15 protein-coding genes and 3 pseudogenes are annotated in these 17,384 nt (G+C 37.7%); all 18 read left to right on the top strand.

What is annotated here, in order from left to right:
• Positions 1-134: 134 nt before the first annotated feature.
• The 18 genes and pseudogenes from ANG_RS05600 (at position 135) to ANG_RS05520 (ending at position 17,378) form a co-directional block, all read left to right on the top strand.
• Positions 135-914, top strand: coding sequence for an enoyl-CoA hydratase/isomerase family protein (locus tag ANG_RS05600; protein ID WP_003034460.1), 780 nt, complete (start codon positions 135-137; stop codon positions 912-914).
• Positions 915-931: 17 nt separating this feature from the next.
• Complete coding sequence (locus tag ANG_RS05595; RefSeq protein ID WP_003024444.1) at positions 932-1,654, top strand: CoA transferase subunit A; 723 nt, start codon at positions 932-934, stop codon at positions 1,652-1,654.
• A gap of 1 nt (position 1,655) precedes the next feature.
• Positions 1,656-2,309 (top strand): 3-oxoacid CoA-transferase subunit B, encoded by a 654-nt coding sequence (locus ANG_RS05590; RefSeq protein WP_003034416.1) that lies wholly within the window; start codon positions 1,656-1,658, stop codon positions 2,307-2,309.
• 188 nt (positions 2,310-2,497) lie between these two features.
• Positions 2,498-3,412: a LysR family transcriptional regulator gene (locus tag ANG_RS05585; RefSeq protein ID WP_003034382.1), complete on the top strand. Its 915-nt coding sequence runs from the start codon at positions 2,498-2,500 to the stop codon at positions 3,410-3,412.
• A 15-nt stretch (positions 3,413-3,427) separates the two neighbouring features.
• Complete coding sequence (locus tag ANG_RS05580) at positions 3,428-4,540, top strand: acyl-CoA dehydrogenase family protein (RefSeq protein WP_003034535.1); 1,113 nt, start codon at positions 3,428-3,430, stop codon at positions 4,538-4,540.
• 3 nt (positions 4,541-4,543) lie between these two features.
• Positions 4,544-5,461: an MBL fold metallo-hydrolase gene (locus ANG_RS05575; protein ID WP_025271778.1), complete on the top strand. Its 918-nt coding sequence runs from the start codon at positions 4,544-4,546 to the stop codon at positions 5,459-5,461.
• 117 nt (positions 5,462-5,578) lie between these two features.
• Complete coding sequence (gene ylqF, locus ANG_RS05570) at positions 5,579-6,430, top strand: ribosome biogenesis GTPase YlqF (protein ID WP_003034464.1); 852 nt, start codon at positions 5,579-5,581, stop codon at positions 6,428-6,430.
• Positions 6,417-7,199, top strand: coding sequence for a ribonuclease HII (locus ANG_RS05565; protein ID WP_025271777.1), 783 nt, complete (start codon positions 6,417-6,419; stop codon positions 7,197-7,199). The genes ylqF and ANG_RS05565 overlap by 14 nt, the downstream gene beginning before the upstream one ends.
• Positions 7,196-8,024 (top strand): annotated as a pseudogene (locus ANG_RS05560) (PRD domain-containing protein). The gene ANG_RS05565 and the pseudogene ANG_RS05560 overlap by 4 nt, the downstream one beginning before the upstream one ends.
• Positions 8,014-8,570 (top strand): annotated as a pseudogene (locus ANG_RS05555) (sugar O-acetyltransferase). The pseudogenes ANG_RS05560 and ANG_RS05555 overlap by 11 nt, the downstream one beginning before the upstream one ends.
• Positions 8,571-8,652: 82 nt before the next feature.
• The gene (dprA, locus tag ANG_RS05550) at positions 8,653-9,495 is read left to right on the top strand and encodes a DNA-processing protein DprA (RefSeq protein ID WP_003034514.1); all 843 of its coding nucleotides are present in this window, start codon (positions 8,653-8,655) and stop codon (positions 9,493-9,495) included.
• An 85-nt stretch (positions 9,496-9,580) separates the two neighbouring features.
• Positions 9,581-11,674, top strand: coding sequence for a type I DNA topoisomerase (topA, locus tag ANG_RS05545; protein WP_100207875.1), 2,094 nt, complete (start codon positions 9,581-9,583; stop codon positions 11,672-11,674).
• Positions 11,675-11,689: 15 nt separating this feature from the next.
• Positions 11,690-11,827 (top strand): annotated as a pseudogene (locus tag ANG_RS10925) (phosphoribosylanthranilate isomerase); the annotation flags it as partial.
• 173 nt (positions 11,828-12,000) lie between these two features.
• Positions 12,001-13,335 carry a methylenetetrahydrofolate--tRNA-(uracil(54)-C(5))-methyltransferase (FADH(2)-oxidizing) TrmFO gene (gene trmFO / locus ANG_RS05540; protein WP_003034472.1) on the top strand — a complete coding sequence of 445 codons (1,335 nt, stop codon included), beginning with the start codon at positions 12,001-12,003 and terminating at the stop codon, positions 13,333-13,335.
• 131 nt (positions 13,336-13,466) lie between these two features.
• On the top strand, positions 13,467-14,291 hold the full coding sequence (locus ANG_RS05535) for an alpha/beta hydrolase (RefSeq protein WP_003034490.1): 825 nt from the start codon (positions 13,467-13,469) through the stop codon (positions 14,289-14,291).
• A gap of 36 nt (positions 14,292-14,327) precedes the next feature.
• The gene (locus ANG_RS05530; protein WP_003034476.1) at positions 14,328-15,068 is read left to right on the top strand and encodes an esterase family protein; all 741 of its coding nucleotides are present in this window, start codon (positions 14,328-14,330) and stop codon (positions 15,066-15,068) included.
• 19 nt (positions 15,069-15,087) lie between these two features.
• Positions 15,088-16,248: an ATP-grasp domain-containing protein gene (locus ANG_RS05525; RefSeq protein WP_003034485.1), complete on the top strand. Its 1,161-nt coding sequence runs from the start codon at positions 15,088-15,090 to the stop codon at positions 16,246-16,248.
• Between the two features lie 161 nt (positions 16,249-16,409).
• Positions 16,410-17,378, top strand: a complete 969-nt coding sequence (locus tag ANG_RS05520) for a thiamine pyrophosphate-dependent dehydrogenase E1 component subunit alpha (RefSeq protein WP_003034425.1) — start codon at positions 16,410-16,412, stop codon at positions 17,376-17,378.
• Positions 17,379-17,384: the final 6 nt, after the last annotated feature.

Raw genomic sequence — 17,384 nt, 5'->3', positions numbered from 1 at the left:
AGTTATAAATTAAGATTAAGTAGACGAGAGTAGAAAAATGAGATATCATAGCATTGTAAGCTCTTACATTTTGGGTTCAAGTATTTGTTGACATTATACTTAATAATTCAAATTTTATAAGTAGGAGCATTAAAATGAGTAAAACTGTTTTACTAGAAGTAAAAAACAGCATTGGCTACATTACGATCAATCGTCCTGAAGCATTAAATGCTTTGAGTTCTCAAGTATTAACTGATCTAAATGATGTTCTTGATCAAGTTGAACAAAGTGAAGAAATCCGTGTTGTGATTGTAACAGGGGCAGGAGAAAAGGCATTTGTAGCTGGAGCTGATATTAAAGAAATGGACGTGATGTCGCCAATTCAAGCTTTTGAATATATGACATTTGCAAACAATACTTTTACTCGACTTTCTGACTTACGTCAACCAACAATTGCAGTGCTCAATGGGTATGCACTTGGAGGAGGAATGGAATTAGCACTTTCGACAGATATCCGTATTGGATTTGAAAAGACAGTTGTTGGCTTTCCAGAAGTTGGCTTGGGCATTATTCCGGGATTCGCTGGTACTCAACGTATGTCTCGTTTGATTGGAACAAGCCGTACGAAAGAATTGATTTTCACTGCTCGTACAGTGAAAGGTCAAGAAGCCTACGAACTGGGAATTCTTAACAGGCTGGTTTCCGCCGAAGAACTATTAAGCTCAGCTGAAGAATTAGCTGCAGCCATGATAAAGAATGCACCGTTAGCAGTAGAAAAAGCTAAGCATGTCATTCAAGTTGGTTCGGAACTTCCACTTAAAAATGCTATCAGACTTGAAACGGAAGCTGAAGCATTGTTGTTCTCTACAGAGGACAAAGTAGAAGGGATGCGTGCTTTTGTAGAAAAACGCAAGGTGGTTTTTAATCGTAAGTAATAAGTGGAGATATTGGTATGCAAATTGTAACATTATCAGAAGCAATTTCTAACATTAAATCTGAAGATATTGTAGGTATTTCAGGTTTTCTTGGAGTGGGTGAGCCGTTTGAACTCATTGAAGAATTGGTTCGACAAAATCAACAGAACTTAACAATAGTATCTGTTGTTACCTCACAACCGGGTAAAGAGATTGGCGTTGGTCGCTTGTGTGAAAATCACCAAGTTAAGAAATATATCGCAGCTCATGTGGGAACTTCCGCTGCCGTACAACATGAATATTTTAGTGGCGATATGGAAGTTGAATTCACACCAATGGGAACCGTGGTTGAACGACTTCATGCTGCGGGTGCTGGTTTGGGAGCTGTTTTGACTCCGACTGGCGTTGGGACTATTTTGGAAAAAGATTATGAAAAAGTAGCTCGCAACGGCAGAGAATATCTTGTTTATGACCCTTTGAAAATTGATGTTGCTTTAATTAAGGCTACCAAGTCAGATAAATATGGCAATTTATACATTGATGGGACAACTAAAAATATTTCATTGCAGCTGGCTCTTGCAGCTGATACAGTGATTGTTGAAGCCAATGAAATTGTTGAAGTTGGGGAAATTGATCCTAACGATGTATATATTCCCGGAATTCTTGTAGACTATGTTGTTAAAAGCTTGACTTCTAAAGAACATCATAAAATGATGGGCGACCTCTGGATAGAGACTAAAAAATTGGCAGGGGTAAATTAATATGAAATCAAAAGAAATTATTGCAAGACGTGTAGCTCTTGAATTTAAAGATGGAGATGTGATCAACCTTGGTTTTGGGATTCCGAACGCTTCTGCTGATTACATTCCTGAAGGCGTGAATGTTATCCTTCAAGCAGAAAATGGTGCTCTTCGTTTTGGTGAGACACCAACAAAAGAAAACTACAATGCGAATCTGGCCAACTCTGGTGGAGCCCCCATTACTCTTTTACCGGGAGCATCTTTATTTGACCTTCAAACGTCGTTTGCCATTATTCGTGGAGGCCACGTTGATGCTACAGTTTTAGGAGCGTTAGAAGTCAGCCAAGATGGCAGTATTGCAAATTGGATTATCCCAGACAAGTTTGCTCCAGGAATGGGAGGTGCTATGGATCTTCTAGTTGGTGCTAAAAGGGTTATCGCTGCTATCCAACATACTACTGTTGATGGACAGTCAAAACTGCTGAAAGAGTGCACATTGCCTCTATCAGCTAAAGGAGTTTTGGATTTAGTCATCACAGAACTAGCGGTATTCGGCTTTCAAGATGGTAAATTCCTGCTAAAAGAATTAGCACCCCGTGTCTCTTTGGAAGAAGTTCTTGAAAAGACAGAAGGAGAAGTAATCGTGTCAGATGACTTAAAAACAATGTCTATCTAGTTAAATTATCAAGCAAATAGAACTACTGTTTGCCATAAAGTGTGTGACTATATGCTTATAACGAACTTTATCGATGATAAGTTTTTAATCAACCTATTAGCAACTAATCATCTATATTAAAAAGATCAGTTGCTATTTTATTCCTGACAAATTATATTACAAATATTGAAAGATAGGAGACGATGAACATGGATATTATTCAAATGACTTACTTTATCAATATCGTCGAATGTGGATGTAATCTTTCGATTGCTGCTAAAAAAATTCATATTAGTCAATCTGCTTTGAGTCAATTTGTCACAAATTTTGAAGCGACTGAAGGACTGCAGCTTTTTAATAGTAGAAATGGAAGATTAGAAAGTCTGACAGAAGCTGGTGGGAAAATTTATCGTTTTGCTACGGAAATTGTCAATCGTCATGAAGAAATGCAATCCATGATTCATATGGAAGCGCAAAAACAAAAAGGAACTATTAATTTAGGCATTCCTTCTCTGATTTTACGTGTTTATTTTGCCAGTGCTCTTCCTAAATTTTTCAAGGATAATCCGCACATTAATATTCAAGTCGTAGAGGGAGGCAGTAAGGATTTACGCCAAAAATTTCTTGAAGGTGATTTAAATTTTGTTTTATTGATTGAGCCGACTAATTTAGATGCTAAAAAGTACGAGCAATATATTATACAAGCCGATGAATATGCAGCTTATATGGATAAAAATCATCCTTTAGCAGATAAAGAATTTCTTGAATGGAAAGACATCGCTGCTTATGATTTAGCAACATTTAATAAATCATTTACTACTTATGAATTAGTAGCTGAAAAATTAAAAAATAAAAAGATAGAGACAAATTTTACATATTTATCATCAGCATGGGATTTTTTAACAGAGTCTACGTATAAGAATGATATGATTGCTATTTTACCTCGTCCAGTAGAATATTTTGTGGATAAAAATAAGTTTAAAGCTGTTCGTTTTAAAGATCCGATTCCATTTAATATCTGGTTCTGTAGGTCGTATAAAGCAAATTATAATGAAGTTGAAGCATACGTTTATGAAGAACTTTTGAAAGGTTACTATCAGCCTATTTCGAGCCTTGATACCTAACAAAGGAGCAAATCGATGTCAAAAATTAGCACTATAGCAGCTATGATTGATTCATATACGAATACAGCAATCAAAAACTATGTAAAATCACATGATGAATCAACTTATTTTCCAAAGGAAATATGGGATGAGTTGACGAACGAAATGGATATATTTTTGCCCATTTTATCTGAAGAGAATCACACCTTAAGTTCTGATTTCATCACATTTATCCGAAAAATTGCTAATGAATTTGCTGCTCTTTCAGCCATTTTATTAACACAAGGTTGCTATGGAATTTATTCTATTTTGAATTTTGGGACAGCAGAGCAAAAGGAATTATATCTTGAAAAGTTACTAAAAGGTCAGTACATAGGAGGATTAGGATTTTGCGAGTATAAACATCTAAAGGGGCTAGAAGATCTTGAAACGTATGCAACAAAGACTCAGCAGGGATGGTGTCTTTCAGGGAAAAAGGCGATGATTTCCAATAGCAGCGTTGCAGATATACTATTGGTTTTGGCAAAAGTAAAAGAACAAGGTAAGGTGGAGAAGTACGGACTTTTTATTGTTGATCCAAAAGATTCGGATGTGCTAATTGGTGAACAGATTGAAAAACCGGGCTTGATAGGTCTTCCTTTGAGTTCAGTCACGCTGAAAAATGTCTTGCTTTCGGAAAACGCCTTATTGGGAGACGAATTAGCTGGGGATGTCCAATTTGCGAACATCATTAAAAATATGCAACTTGGCTTAAGTGCCATTGCATTAGGTGTTGCTGAGGGGGCTTTCAATAAAGGTATTGAATTTGCAAAGGTGAAGAGAGGATTTGGAAAGCGTTTGATTGATGTGGAAATTCATCAAAATAAATTTGCTGATTTATACAATAAATTATGCTCTGCAGAAGCTTATTTTGATTCTTATCCTAGTCAAATTGAAGAAGATGCAAAATTTGTTTCTCGAATAAAACTGTACACGACGAAAGTTGCCATTGAGATATCCGATGAAATCCTTCGACTAATTGGTCCTTTACAAAAATTCGACAAGGTTAATATCAAACGTTATTTAAAGGATGCAGAAACTATTGAAAACTATGGAAGATCTGGAAATTCTATCAGAAGAGAAATTGCCGAAAGGTGGCTAAAGGAGTAAGAAATGACAGAACTCGCTCTACAAGAGTATCAATTTGGAGACATGAAATTAATTTGGTTACGTGGAGTTGACAAAATGACACATGCAGGCACTTTATTTGGTTCTGTACCAAAAGTTGTTTGGTCACGCTATTATCCAACAACTGAAGAAAATATGATGGTTGAATTAACCGATCCAATATTGATTCAATACAAAAATAAAAATTATTTAATTGATGCAAGTTTTAACACTGCGAAACTATCTGATAAACAAAGACGAAATTTAGGGATTTTATCTGAAAGCAGAATTGAAGAGAGCTTGGAACTTTTAGGTTTGACTCCTGAAGATATTTCTTATGTGTTGATGACTCACATGCATCACGATCACTCTGGTGGATTGACAAAATTAAATGAAAATCATCAATTGGTTTCAACTTTTCCCAATGCTAAGATTTTTGTAAATGATATTGAATGGTACGAGATGATGAACCCAAATAATCGGACTAAAGGGACTTATCTCAGAGAAAATTGGGAACCTATTCAACATCAAGTGGAGACATTTACGGAATACTTAAATGTCATACCGGAAATTCAAATGGTTCATACTGGTGGTCATAGCAATGGTCATAGTATCATTTTGTTGAAACAAGGAAATGAAACCATGATTCATATGGCGGACTTGCTTTTAACTCACGCGCATCGCAAGCCTGTATGGGTCGCTGCTGTAGATGATTACCCCATGCGTTCCATTATTGCAAAAGAAAAATGGCTCAAGGCAGCATTTGAAAACCATTATAAATTTTTCTTTTACCATGATCAATTTTTTGCTGTTGTAGAATTTGACAACGAAGGGAAAGAAATTGTTGACTATGTAAAACGGATTCGCGAACCAAGACTTCCATTTACCGATAAGCAAGATAGAAAACCTGTTTTATATCATTAAAATTTTAAAATTGCCTTTTATTTTTGAAAGGCTTTTTTATTGCTCTACTTATCAATGCGGATTATTTAAAATTCTGATATAATGAAGATGTTAGATTACTGTAAGAAAGAGGTTTTCATGGCAACAATTCAATGGTTTCCGGGACACATGTCCAAGGCTCGTAGACAAGTACAAGAAAATATCAAATTTGTGGATTTTGTGACAATTTTAGTAGATGCGCGTTTGCCATTATCTAGTCAAAATCCTATGCTAACTAAAATCGTGGGAGAGAAACCCAAGCTTCTTATTTTAAATAAGGGGGATTTAGCTGATTCTGATCTGACGAAAGAGTGGCGAAGATATTTTGAAAGTCAAGGTATCAAGACCTTGGCAATCAATTCTAAAGAACAATCAACTGTTAAAAAAGTCACAGAAGCAGCTAAGTCATTGATGAAAGAAAAAATTGCTCGGCAAAAAGAACGTGGGATCCAAATTGAAACATTGCGAACCATGATTATCGGGATTCCTAATGCCGGAAAATCCACACTGATGAATCGTTTAGCTGGAAAAAAAATTGCTGTGACTGGAAATAAACCAGGTGTTACCAAAGGGCAGCAGTGGCTCAAATCTAATAGGAACTTGGAAATTTTAGATACTCCAGGGATTCTCTGGCCTAAGTTTGAAGATGAAAAAGTTGCTTTGAAACTCGCTTTAACAGGAGCGATTAAAGACGATTTGCTTCCAATGGATGAGGTTACTATTTTTGGAATCAATTATTTCAAAGAACATTATCCAAAGGAACTTCAAGAACGGTTCAAGCAAATGGACTTGGAAGAAGAAGCACCGGAAATCATTATGGATATGACACAAAAATTGGGCTTTCGAGATGATTATGATCGTTTTTATCGTCTTTTTATCAAAGACATTCGTGACGGTAAATTGGGACGTTATACTTTGGATACTTTAGGTGAGATACATGGCAACAATTAAAGAGATTCAAGAAATCTTATCTGAAATAACAGACATAGAGAGTCCTGTTTTTGAGCAATTTCGAGATGATAGTCGGGTTGGTGTCCACAAGCTCATTATGAAGCGTAAAAAACAAATCCAAGCTGAATTGGACGAAGACCGTCGTTTGGAGCAAATGTTACGATATGAAAAGGAGCTTTATGCTACTGGTTGCCAATATATCGCTGGGATTGATGAGGTTGGGCGTGGTACCTTAGCAGGTCCTGTTGTGGCAGCGGCAGTTATTTTACCTAAAAACTGTAAAATCAAAGGTCTCAACGATAGCAAGAAAGTTCCCAAGAAAAAGCACGAAGAAATCTATCAAGAAGTGCTCAAACAAGCAATTGCAGTTGGTATTGGTATCAAGGATAATCAAGTTATTGATGAAGTGAATATCTATGAAGCGACGAAATTAGCTATGCTAGAGGCGGTGGGAAATCTTGAAGTTGCTCCGCAACATCTCTTGATTGATGCTATGCAGTTAGATGTTCCAATACCGCAACTGTCTATCATCAAAGGAGATGCCAATTCACTGTCTATTGCGGCCGCTTCGATCGTAGCCAAGGTAACTAGAGATCGCATGATGACAAATTATGAGCTAACTTATCCAGGTTATGACTTTGCACACAATGTTGGTTATGGAACCCAGTATCATTTAGAAGGATTGAAACGAAAGGGAATCACTCCTATTCATCGGACAACCTTTGAACCAATTAAATCCATGCTTGAAGAAGTCGAGGACAAGAGATGATTATTACTAAAGTTTTAAATAATAATGTGGTCATTTCTGAAGAAAACCACCAAGAAGTAGTGTTGATGGGACGTGGACTGGATTTTGGATGTAAAGCAGGAGATGATAGTCGGGATAATCTGATTGAGAAAAAATATGTTTTGTCAGAAAACAAGCGTGAATTATTGTTAGAATTACCTGCTGACATCATAGAAATGGCTGATAAAATTATCACTTACGCACATGCAAAAATAAATAAAAAATTGCAAGATGGTGCTTTTTTAGCAATGGCTGATCACCTTGTATGGTGTGATTTTACGTATCCAAGATCATTTCTTTATGAAAAATTTCCTCATGTGGGACATTAAGCGATTTTTTCCTGACGAATTTGAAGTTGGCAAGTATGCCAATCAATTGTTGGGTGACTATTTAGGACAAGAGTTACCTTTGGATGAAGCAGGCTTTATGGCTTTGACCATTGTCAATGCTGAATTAGATAGCGGAAATGTAGCCGCTCAAGATTTGACGCAACTAATGGAAGAAATCATGACAATCGTCAAATACAGCTTAGAGATCTCATTAGATGACGAGGATATTTATGTTCAACGCTTTATTACGCATCTGAAATTTTTTTGCGAACGTGTTTTAACGGACACCGGACATCAGGAGTTAGATGACAACGATATGTTTGATTTACTGAAAATTAAGTATCCATCAGCTTATGAAACGGCAACAAAGATTACCCAATATCTCAAGCAGACGCGAAATTATCAGACGTCTGATGATGAACAAATGTATCTAACCATTCACTTATCAAGAATGAAAAGGAACGTCAATGAAAACTGAATATGAAAAAATGATTGCAGGAGAATTATACAATCCGCAGGATTCCGAATTACGAAAATTGGTAACACGTTCTCGTCAATTTCAATACGCATTTAATGCAGAACAGGACGGTAAAAAAGAAGTAAACCCGTAAAAGAATGGTTCGGCTCAACTGGTGAGAACATTTCGATGAAACCAAACTTTGTCTGCGATTATGGTATCAACATTCATTTAGGAGAAAATTTCTATTCTAATTGGAATTTGACCATGCTTGATGTTTGTCCAATTACTATTGGAAAAAATGCATTGTTTGGATCAAATTGTCAACTTCTGACTCCTCTTCATCCTTTAGATGCACAAGAGCGCATATCAGGCGTAGAGTACGGTGCACCAATTACCATTGGCAATAATTTCTGGGCGGGTGGCGGTGTAACGATTTTGCCTGGAGTAACATTGGGAGACAATGTCGTCGTTGGAGCAGGCTCGGTTGTTACCAAATCTTATGGTGATAATGTTGTTTTGGCTGGAAACCCGGCTCGAATTATTAAAGAATTAGATAAAATGTGAAAAGCGAGAAATTCTCGTTTTTTTAATTCCTTTTACGAATAATATAAGTGAAGTGTAATTAAAAAGTAAAAGGAATGATAAAATGGATAATTTTGATATTTATAAATTAAAAGAAGCTGGCTTGACCAATCAGCAGGTCATCAATGTTCTCTCGTATGCTGAGATACAAGAAAAAGAATTATCGGTAAAAGATATGGCAGTTGTTTCAGAATGCCGCAATCCTGCTCTTTTCATTGAAAAATATCTGCAGCTAGATGATGATTTATTACGTCAAGAATTTGAAAAATTTCCGTCTTTTTCTATCTTGGATGATGTGTATCCTTGGGATTTGAGCGAAATTTACAATCCACCCGTTCTTCTTTTCTACAAAGGAAACTTAGATTTATTGAAATTACCGAAAGTAGCCGTTGTGGGAAGTCGGAATAGTAGCCGAGTAGGTAGTCAATCCGTTCAAAAGATTGTTAAAGAGCTAAACAATGAATTGGTTATCGTGAGTGGTTTAGCACGCGGAATTGATACCTCGGCTCACATGGCAGCATTGCAAAATGGTGGTCGAACAATTGCAGTTATCGGAACGGGTCTAGACGTTTTTTATCCAAGAGCGAATAAAAAACTCCAATCGTATTTGGGAGAACATCATCTAGTACTTAGTGAATATGGTTCTGAAGCAGAGCCATTAAAATTTCATTTTCCAGAGCGTAATCGGATTATAGCAGGATTGTGCAGAGGGGTTATTGTTGCTGAAGCCAAAATGCGCTCAGGAAGTTTAATTACTTGTGAGCGCGCAATGGAAGAAGGACGAGATGTGTTTGCTATTCCAGGGTCAATTTTAGACGGCAGAAGTGATGGCTGTCATCATTTGATTCAAGAGGGTGCAAAGTGTGTCACATCAGGCGCTGACGTACTTTCTGAATTCCAATTTTAAAACAAGTTCTCCTATAAGAGAATGTTACTAGTTGACATCTTAAAAAAAATAGTTTAAACTCTATGAGGTTTATTACTTTTAGAAGGTGTTTACATTGGTAACAAAAACAAAGAAAAAAACAGCAATGAAAAAAAATCTGGTGATTGTAGAGTCGCCAGCTAAAGCAAAAACAATTGAAAAATATTTAGGGAGGAACTACAAAGTTTTAGCCAGTGTTGGGCATATTCGCGATTTGAAAAAGTCTACCATGTCCATCGATTTTGAAAACAACTATGAGCCAGAATATATCAATATTCGCGGAAAAGGGCCTCTTATCAATGATTTGAAAAAAGAAGCTAAAAAAGCAAAGCAAGTCTATCTTGCGAGTGACCCAGACCGTGAAGGAGAAGCCATTTCTTGGCATTTGGCACATATTCTAAATCTGGACGAGACAGATAAAAATCGTGTTGTTTTCAACGAAATCACGAAAGATGCAGTAAAAAATGCTTTTAAAGAACCGCGCCAGATTGACATGGATTTGGTAGATGCTCAACAAGCGCGTCGTGTCCTTGACCGTATTGTGGGGTACTCTATCTCTCCAATTCTCTGGAAAAAAGTCAAAAAGGGATTGTCAGCTGGACGTGTGCAATCTGTTGCCTTGAAACTCATCATTGACCGTGAAAATGAAATCAATGCTTTTAAGCCGGAAGAGTATTGGACGATTGACGGAACTTTCAAAAAAGGAACTCGTCAATTTCAAGCCAGCTTTTATGGCATGAATGGCAAGAAGATGAAGCTTGCTACCAACGATGATGTAAAAAACGTTCTTTCTCATATTGAAGGCGATGAATTTACTGTCGAAAGCGTTGAGAAAAAGGAACGCAAGCGCAATGCTCCGCTGCCTTATACCACATCATCTATGCAGCAGGACGCTGCCAATAAAATTAATTTCCGAACTCGTAAGACCATGATGGTTGCTCAGCAACTTTATGAAGGAATTAATATCGGATCTGGTGTGCAAGGTTTGATTACCTATATGCGTACAGATTCCACTCGTATTAGTCCAGTGGCTCAAAACGAAGCTGCAACCTTTATTACAGATCGTTTTGGTGAGAAATATTCTAAACACGGTAGTAGAGTTCGAAATGCTTCTGGCGCACAAGACGCCCATGAAGCGATTCGTCCGTCAAGTGTGTTCAACACACCTGAAAATATCGCGAAATATCTAGATAAAGATCAATTAAAACTATACACGCTGATTTGGAATCGTTTTGTGGCTAGTCAAATGACTGCAGCAGTATTTGACACTATGAGTGTGAAGTTGGAGCAAAACGGTGTTCAATTTGCTGCAAATGGTAGTCAAGTTAAATTTGACGGTTATCTAGCTATTTACAATGATTCTGATAAGAATAAAATGTTGCCTGATATGGAAAAGGGTGACATAGTGAAACGGGTCAATACCAATCCTGAACAGCATTTCACACAACCACCTGCTCGTTACTCTGAAGCGACCTTGATTAAGACATTGGAAGAAAATGGTGTCGGACGTCCATCAACTTATGCACCAACAATCGAAACTATTCAAAAACGCTACTATGTCAAATTAGTTTCTAAGCGCTTTGAGCCAACTGAACTGGGAGAAATCGTGAACTCTCTGATTGTTGAATTTTTCCCAGATATTGTCAATGTGAAGTTTACCGCTGATATGGAAGCTAAGCTAGATGATGTCGAAGTAGGAAAAGAGCAATGGCAAAAGGTCATTGATGAATTTTATAAGCCATTTGAAAAAGAAGTTGCAAAAGCAGAAACTGAAATGGAAAAAATTCAAATCAAAGATGAACCTGCTGGATTTGACTGTGAAGTCTGTGGAAGTCCTATGGTTATCAAATTGGGCCGCTATGGTAAATTCTATGCATGTAGCAATTTTCCTGACTGTCGTCATACTCAAGCGATTGTCAAAGAAATCGGTGTAGAGTGTCCTAAGTGTCACAAAGGGCAAATCATTGAGCGCAAAACCAAACGCAATCGCCTTTTCTATGGCTGCAATCGCTACCCAGATTGTGACTTTACTTCTTGGGATAAACCGATTGGTCGCTCTTGTCCGAAATGCGGTCAGTATCTTGTAGAAAAGAAAGTTCGTGGTGGAGGCAAGCAAGTTGTCTGCAGCAATGGGGATTACGAAGAAGAAAAAGTAAAATAAGTTAAAGATGTTTACGTAATTTATTTTCTTCCTGATGCTGAACAATATCTTAAGATTTACACAGCATCTTCGCAAGATTCCTATCGAAATGACCAAAATAATGATAAGGATTTTGTTAAAATTGCTTATCTGGAAAAAATGTTAAAGAAATAGATACATGACCAATCATTATATTCTTTACACCAATGTTTGAGGATGGATACTAATAAGTTAGTGTATTTGCGTTCTAGAAAGTCTCACTCGTCAGTAGGGGCTTTTTCTGTTATAATGGTTAAGAATAATTAGAAAGATTTGTGGGAATCTCTTCCCAAAGAGGTATTCATTTCATGTCTCAATCTTACATCAATGTCATCGGAGCTGGTCTAGCTGGCAGTGAAGCAGCTTATCAGATTGCTAAACGTGGTATTCCTGTTAAACTGTATGAAATGCGAGGAGTGAAATCTACTCCGCAACATAAGACTAGTGATTTTGCAGAGCTAGTCTGCTCGAATTCTCTACGGGGGGATTCGCTAACGAATGCAGTCGGTCTCTTAAAAGAAGAAATGCGCCGTTTGGATTCCATCATTATGCGAGCAGCAGAAGCTACGCGTGTACCGGCCGGAGGAGCGTTAGCAGTTGACCGTGACGGTTTTTCACAAATGGTGACTGATGAGGTGACAAACCATCCTTTAATCGAAGTTATTCGTGAGGAAATCACCAAAATTCCTGATGATACGATTACTGTTATTGCGACGGGACCTTTGACAAGTGATACACTTGCTGAAAAGATTCACGCGCTAAATGGTGGAGCTGGATTTTACTTTTATGATGCAGCAGCACCGATTGTAGATGTCAATACAATTGACATGGAGAAAGTTTACCTCAAATCTCGCTATGACAAGGGAGAGGCTGGTTATCTCAATGCTCCTATGACTAAGAATGAGTTTATGGCTTTTCATGACGCTTTGGTAAATGCCGAGGAAGCACCGTTAAATAGCTTTGAAAAAGAAAAATACTTTGAAGGCTGTATGCCGATTGAGGTGATGGCAAAAAGAGGAATAAAAACCATGCTCTACGGTCCTATGAAGCCAGTTGGTTTGGAATACCCAGATGACTATAAAGGACCTCGTGACGGTGAATTTAAGACACCCTATGCAGTCGTTCAGCTTCGTCAAGACAATGCAGCTGGAAGCCTTTATAATATTGTTGGTTTCCAAACACACCTAAAATGGGGAGAACAGAAGCGCGTTTTTCGGATGATTCCGGGATTGGAAAATGCAGAATTTGTCCGCTATGGAGTTATGCATCGCAATTCTTACATGGATTCACCAAATCTCCTGACACAGACGTTCCAGTCTAAAAAACAAGAGAATATCTTTTTTGCAGGTCAGATGACCGGTGTAGAAGGGTATGTAGAATCTGCCGCGTCCGGGCTGGTAGCCGGTATCAATGCAGCCAGACTTTTCAATGGAGAAGAAGCCCTGGTCTTTCCAGAAACAACTGCTATTGGAAGCTTACCTCATTATATCACGCATGCTGATAGCAAACATTTCCAGCCAATGAATGTCAATTTTGGAATTATCAAGGAGTTGGACGGTCCACGTATTCGAGACAAAAAAGAACGCTATGAAAAAATAGCAAAACGAGCGCTACAAGCTATCAAAAATTATCAAAATCTCTAGTTTTCTTTTGGAAAAGATAGAAATAATGATGATTTGTTATAAAAGTATTAAAAAAGTTAGGAATTCCTAACTTTTTTAATACTTTTATGATATAATAGATAAAAATTTTGAAAATAGAAAGTTTTCTGATAATGAACCATTCCTATTTTTACCTTGAAGTTAGAACACATGAATTAGAAGTGCCTTATACTAAACAAAAGCGTCGTGTTCGGGTGCTCCTTCCTAGAAATTATGAGCAAAATACTAATAAATCTTATCCTGTAGTTTATTTTCATGACGGTCAAAATGTCCTTTATAGTAAGGAGTCTTTTAGCGGTCATTCTTGGAAGATTATTCCAACAATTAAGCGAAATCCGGACATTGAAAAAATGATTGTGGTAGCTATTGACAACGATGGTTTTAATCGAATGAATGAGTATTCTGCTTGGAAATACCAAGAGTCAACTATTCCAGGTATAGAATTTGGAGGCAAAGGAACAGAGTATGCTGAGTTTGTCATGGAAGTTGTCAAACCCTTTGTTGACGAGCATTACCGTACCAAGTCAGACCGAGCACACACGGGCATGGTTGGTTCTTCTTTGGGTGGAAATATTACGCAGTTTATGGGAATCGAATACCAAGAGCAAATCGGTTGCTTGGGGGTTTTCTCATCTGCGAACTGGCTGCACCAAGAAGCATTCAATCGTTATATAGAACGTCATAACTTATTAGCAGATCAGCATATTTATATTTATGTTGGAACAGAAGAAGCAGATGATACAGATAAAACCTTGATGGCTGGCAATATCAAACAAGCTTATATTGATTCGTCATTAACCTACTTCCGTCAGTTAATTGCGGGCGGCTTAGATTTGGAAAATCTATTGTTTCATATTCAAGCTGGGGCAGAGCACAATGAAGCAGCCTGGGCTGAGCATTTGCCTGACTGCCTTCGCTTCTTTAGCGAAAAATGGTAAATAAATCAATTAGGAATATGAGGAAAGAGTATTTATATGCATGTTGAGTTTTTAAGTCATTGGAGTGGTCATTTAAATCGTGAAATGTATGTGAATCGTTATGGACACGCTGGGATGCCTGTAGTCGTTTTTGCTTCATCAGGAGGCAGTCACAATGAATATGCAGATTTTGGTATGTTTGAGGCTTGTTCATGGTTTATCGAAACAGGAAAAATCCAATTTTTCACTTTGAGTAGTGTAGATAGTGAAAGCTGGCTGGCTGATTGGAAAGCTCCTCACGACCGTGCAGAAATGCACCGAGCTTATGAGCGCTATGTCATTGAGGAAGCCATTCCTTTTATCAAGTATAAAACAGGTTGGTTTGATCCAATGATGACGACAGGTTGTTCTATGGGAGCCTATCACGCTGTTAATTTCTTTCTCCAGCACCCCGATGTCTTCAATAAAGTCATTGCACTGAGCGGAGTTTATGATGCCCGCTTCTTTGTTGGCGATTGTTTAGATGATGAAGCAATTTATCAAAATTCACCAGCAGATTATATTTGGAATCAAAACGACGGCTGGTTCATTGACCGCTATCGCAATGCTGATATCATTGTCTGTACGGGACTTGGTGCATGGGAGCAGGATGGACTACCTTCTTTCTATACCTTAAAAGAAGCCTTCAAGCAGAAAAACATTCCTGCATGGTTTGCTGAGTGGGGATATGATGTTTCGCATGACTGGATTTGGTGGCGCAAGCAAATGCCTTATTTTCTCAATCAATTAAACCTATGATTAGAAAGGAAACACTATTATGAACTATATCGTTATTTCACCATATTATCCGCAAAATTTTCAACAATTTACCGTTGAACTTGCTAACAAAGGGATTACTGTTTTAGGGATTGGGCAAGAGCCCTATGATCAATTAGATCAACCTCTGAAAAATGCTTTAACAGAATATTTTCGTGTGGAAAATCTAGAAAATCTCGATGAAGTTAAACGTGCTGTAGCTTTCCTTTTTTACAAGCATGGACCAATTGACCGCATTGAGTCACACAATGAATATTGGTTGGACCAAGACGCAAAATTGCGTGAACAATTTAATGTTGTAGGACCAAAGCCAAAAGACTTGAAAAAGACAAAATTTAAGTCTGAAATGAAGAAACTCTTTAAAAAGGCTGGAGTTCCTGTCGTTCCTGGTCAAATTGTAAAAACCTTGCAGGCAGTTGACATGGCTGTCAGTAAAATTGGACTTCCGATGATTGCGAAGCCAGACAATGGAGTTGGCGCAGCAGGAACTTATAAATTGGAAACCACTGAAGATGTTGAACAATTTAAACAAGAGTGGGATAAGCAAACCATTTATTTCTTTGAAAAATTCGTTGATTCTGGACAAATTTGTACGTTTGACGGATTACTGGATTCAAAAGGAAATATTGTGTTTTCAACAACTTTTGATTATGCTTATACCCCTTTAGACTTAGTTTTGAATCATTATGAAAACTCATATTATATTATAAAAGACATGGATCCCAAGTTACGTCAATATGGGGAAGCTATCATTAAAGCGTTTGGCATGAAAGAACGTTTCTTCCATATTGAATTTTTCCGTGACGGAGATGATTATATTGCCATAGAATACAATAATCGTCCAGCAGGTGCTTTTACGATTGATTTGTATAACTTTGCTCACTCCATTGACCTTTATCGTGGATATGCAGATATTGTGAATGGCGAACCTTTCCCACAACCTCAAGTCGAAGCACAATATGGCTTGGTTACTTCACGCCGTTCAACCTCAAATTATGTGTATTCAGAAGAAGAATTGCGTGCAAAGTACGGCGATAAATTAAAAGCAGTCAAAATCATGCCAAAGGCATTTGCAGACTTACAAGGAGATGTTCATTATATTTTGACAACACCAAGTCGTTCGGAAATCGATCAAATGATAGAGGATTTTGGGAAAAAGTAGAAAAATCTATTTGTGAAATTTTTATTTAGTCAATTCAAATCAGCTTGCCAGCAAGGTTGGCTGATTTTTCTTTGTGAAATTGTTCAAGCATAAATTTTGACAGTATTTTTTAGTTTGGATAGAATGAAATTATAGAATTACACTCATAGAAAGGCTCGACTATGTCAACTTTAGATAAAAATCTTTTGCTAGAGATGTTTCGTAAGATGGAAGAGATCCGTCGGATGGACTTAAAAATTGCCCAACTCGTAAAAAAGGGGAAAGTTCCAGGAATGACTCACTTTTCTGTTGGAGAAGAAGCAGCTAGCGTTGGAGCTATGCTGGCCCTCAATCCTGATGATTTGATTACTTCTAACCACCGTGGTCATGGTCAGGCGATTGCCAAAGGAATTGATCTGAACGGCATGATGGCAGAAATCATGGGCAAATATAACGGAACCTGCAAAGGAAAAGGTGGCTCCATGCACATTGCTGATTTGGATGCCGGAAACTTAGGAGCAAATGGTATCGTTGGCGGAGGCATGGGAATTGCAGTCGGTGCCGCCCTCACTCAGCAAATGCACCAAACAGATAAAATCGTGGTTTGCTTCTTTGGTGACGGAGCAACGAACGAAGGTATTTTTCATGAAGCGGTTAATATGGCTTCTATTTGGAATTTGCCAGTGATTTTCTATTGTATCAATAATGGCTATGGTATTTCTGCGGATATTAAGAAAATGACCAATATAGAGCACATTCATGAGCGGAGTGCTGCCTATGGTATTCCTGGCATCTTTATCCCAGACGGGAACAACGTTATTGAGGTCTATGAAGGTTTTCAAAAAGCTGTTAAATACGTTCGAAGTGGTAAAGGGCCTGTCTTGATTGAAAGTGTTACTTATCGCTGGTTAGGACATTCTTCTTCTGATCCTGGTAAGTATCGAACGCGCAAAGAAGTAGAGGAGTGGAAGAAAAAAGACCCAATCGAAAATCTTCGTAAATACTTGCTAGCAAATCAGATTGCAAGCGACGAAGAGTTAGAAGCTATCCAAGCAGAGGTTAAAGAAGCAGTGGAAGCATCTGTAAAATTTGCAGAGGAAAGTCCATTCCCACCGCTTGAGTCAGCTTTTGAAGATATTTACGCGGACTAAGAGAGG

This window comes from Streptococcus anginosus subsp. whileyi MAS624 (assembly GCF_000478925.1).
In the GTDB taxonomy this organism is placed as follows: Bacteria; Bacillota; Bacilli; order Lactobacillales; family Streptococcaceae; genus Streptococcus; species Streptococcus whileyi.
This window is presented reverse-complemented; position numbering and strand designations above follow the sequence as displayed.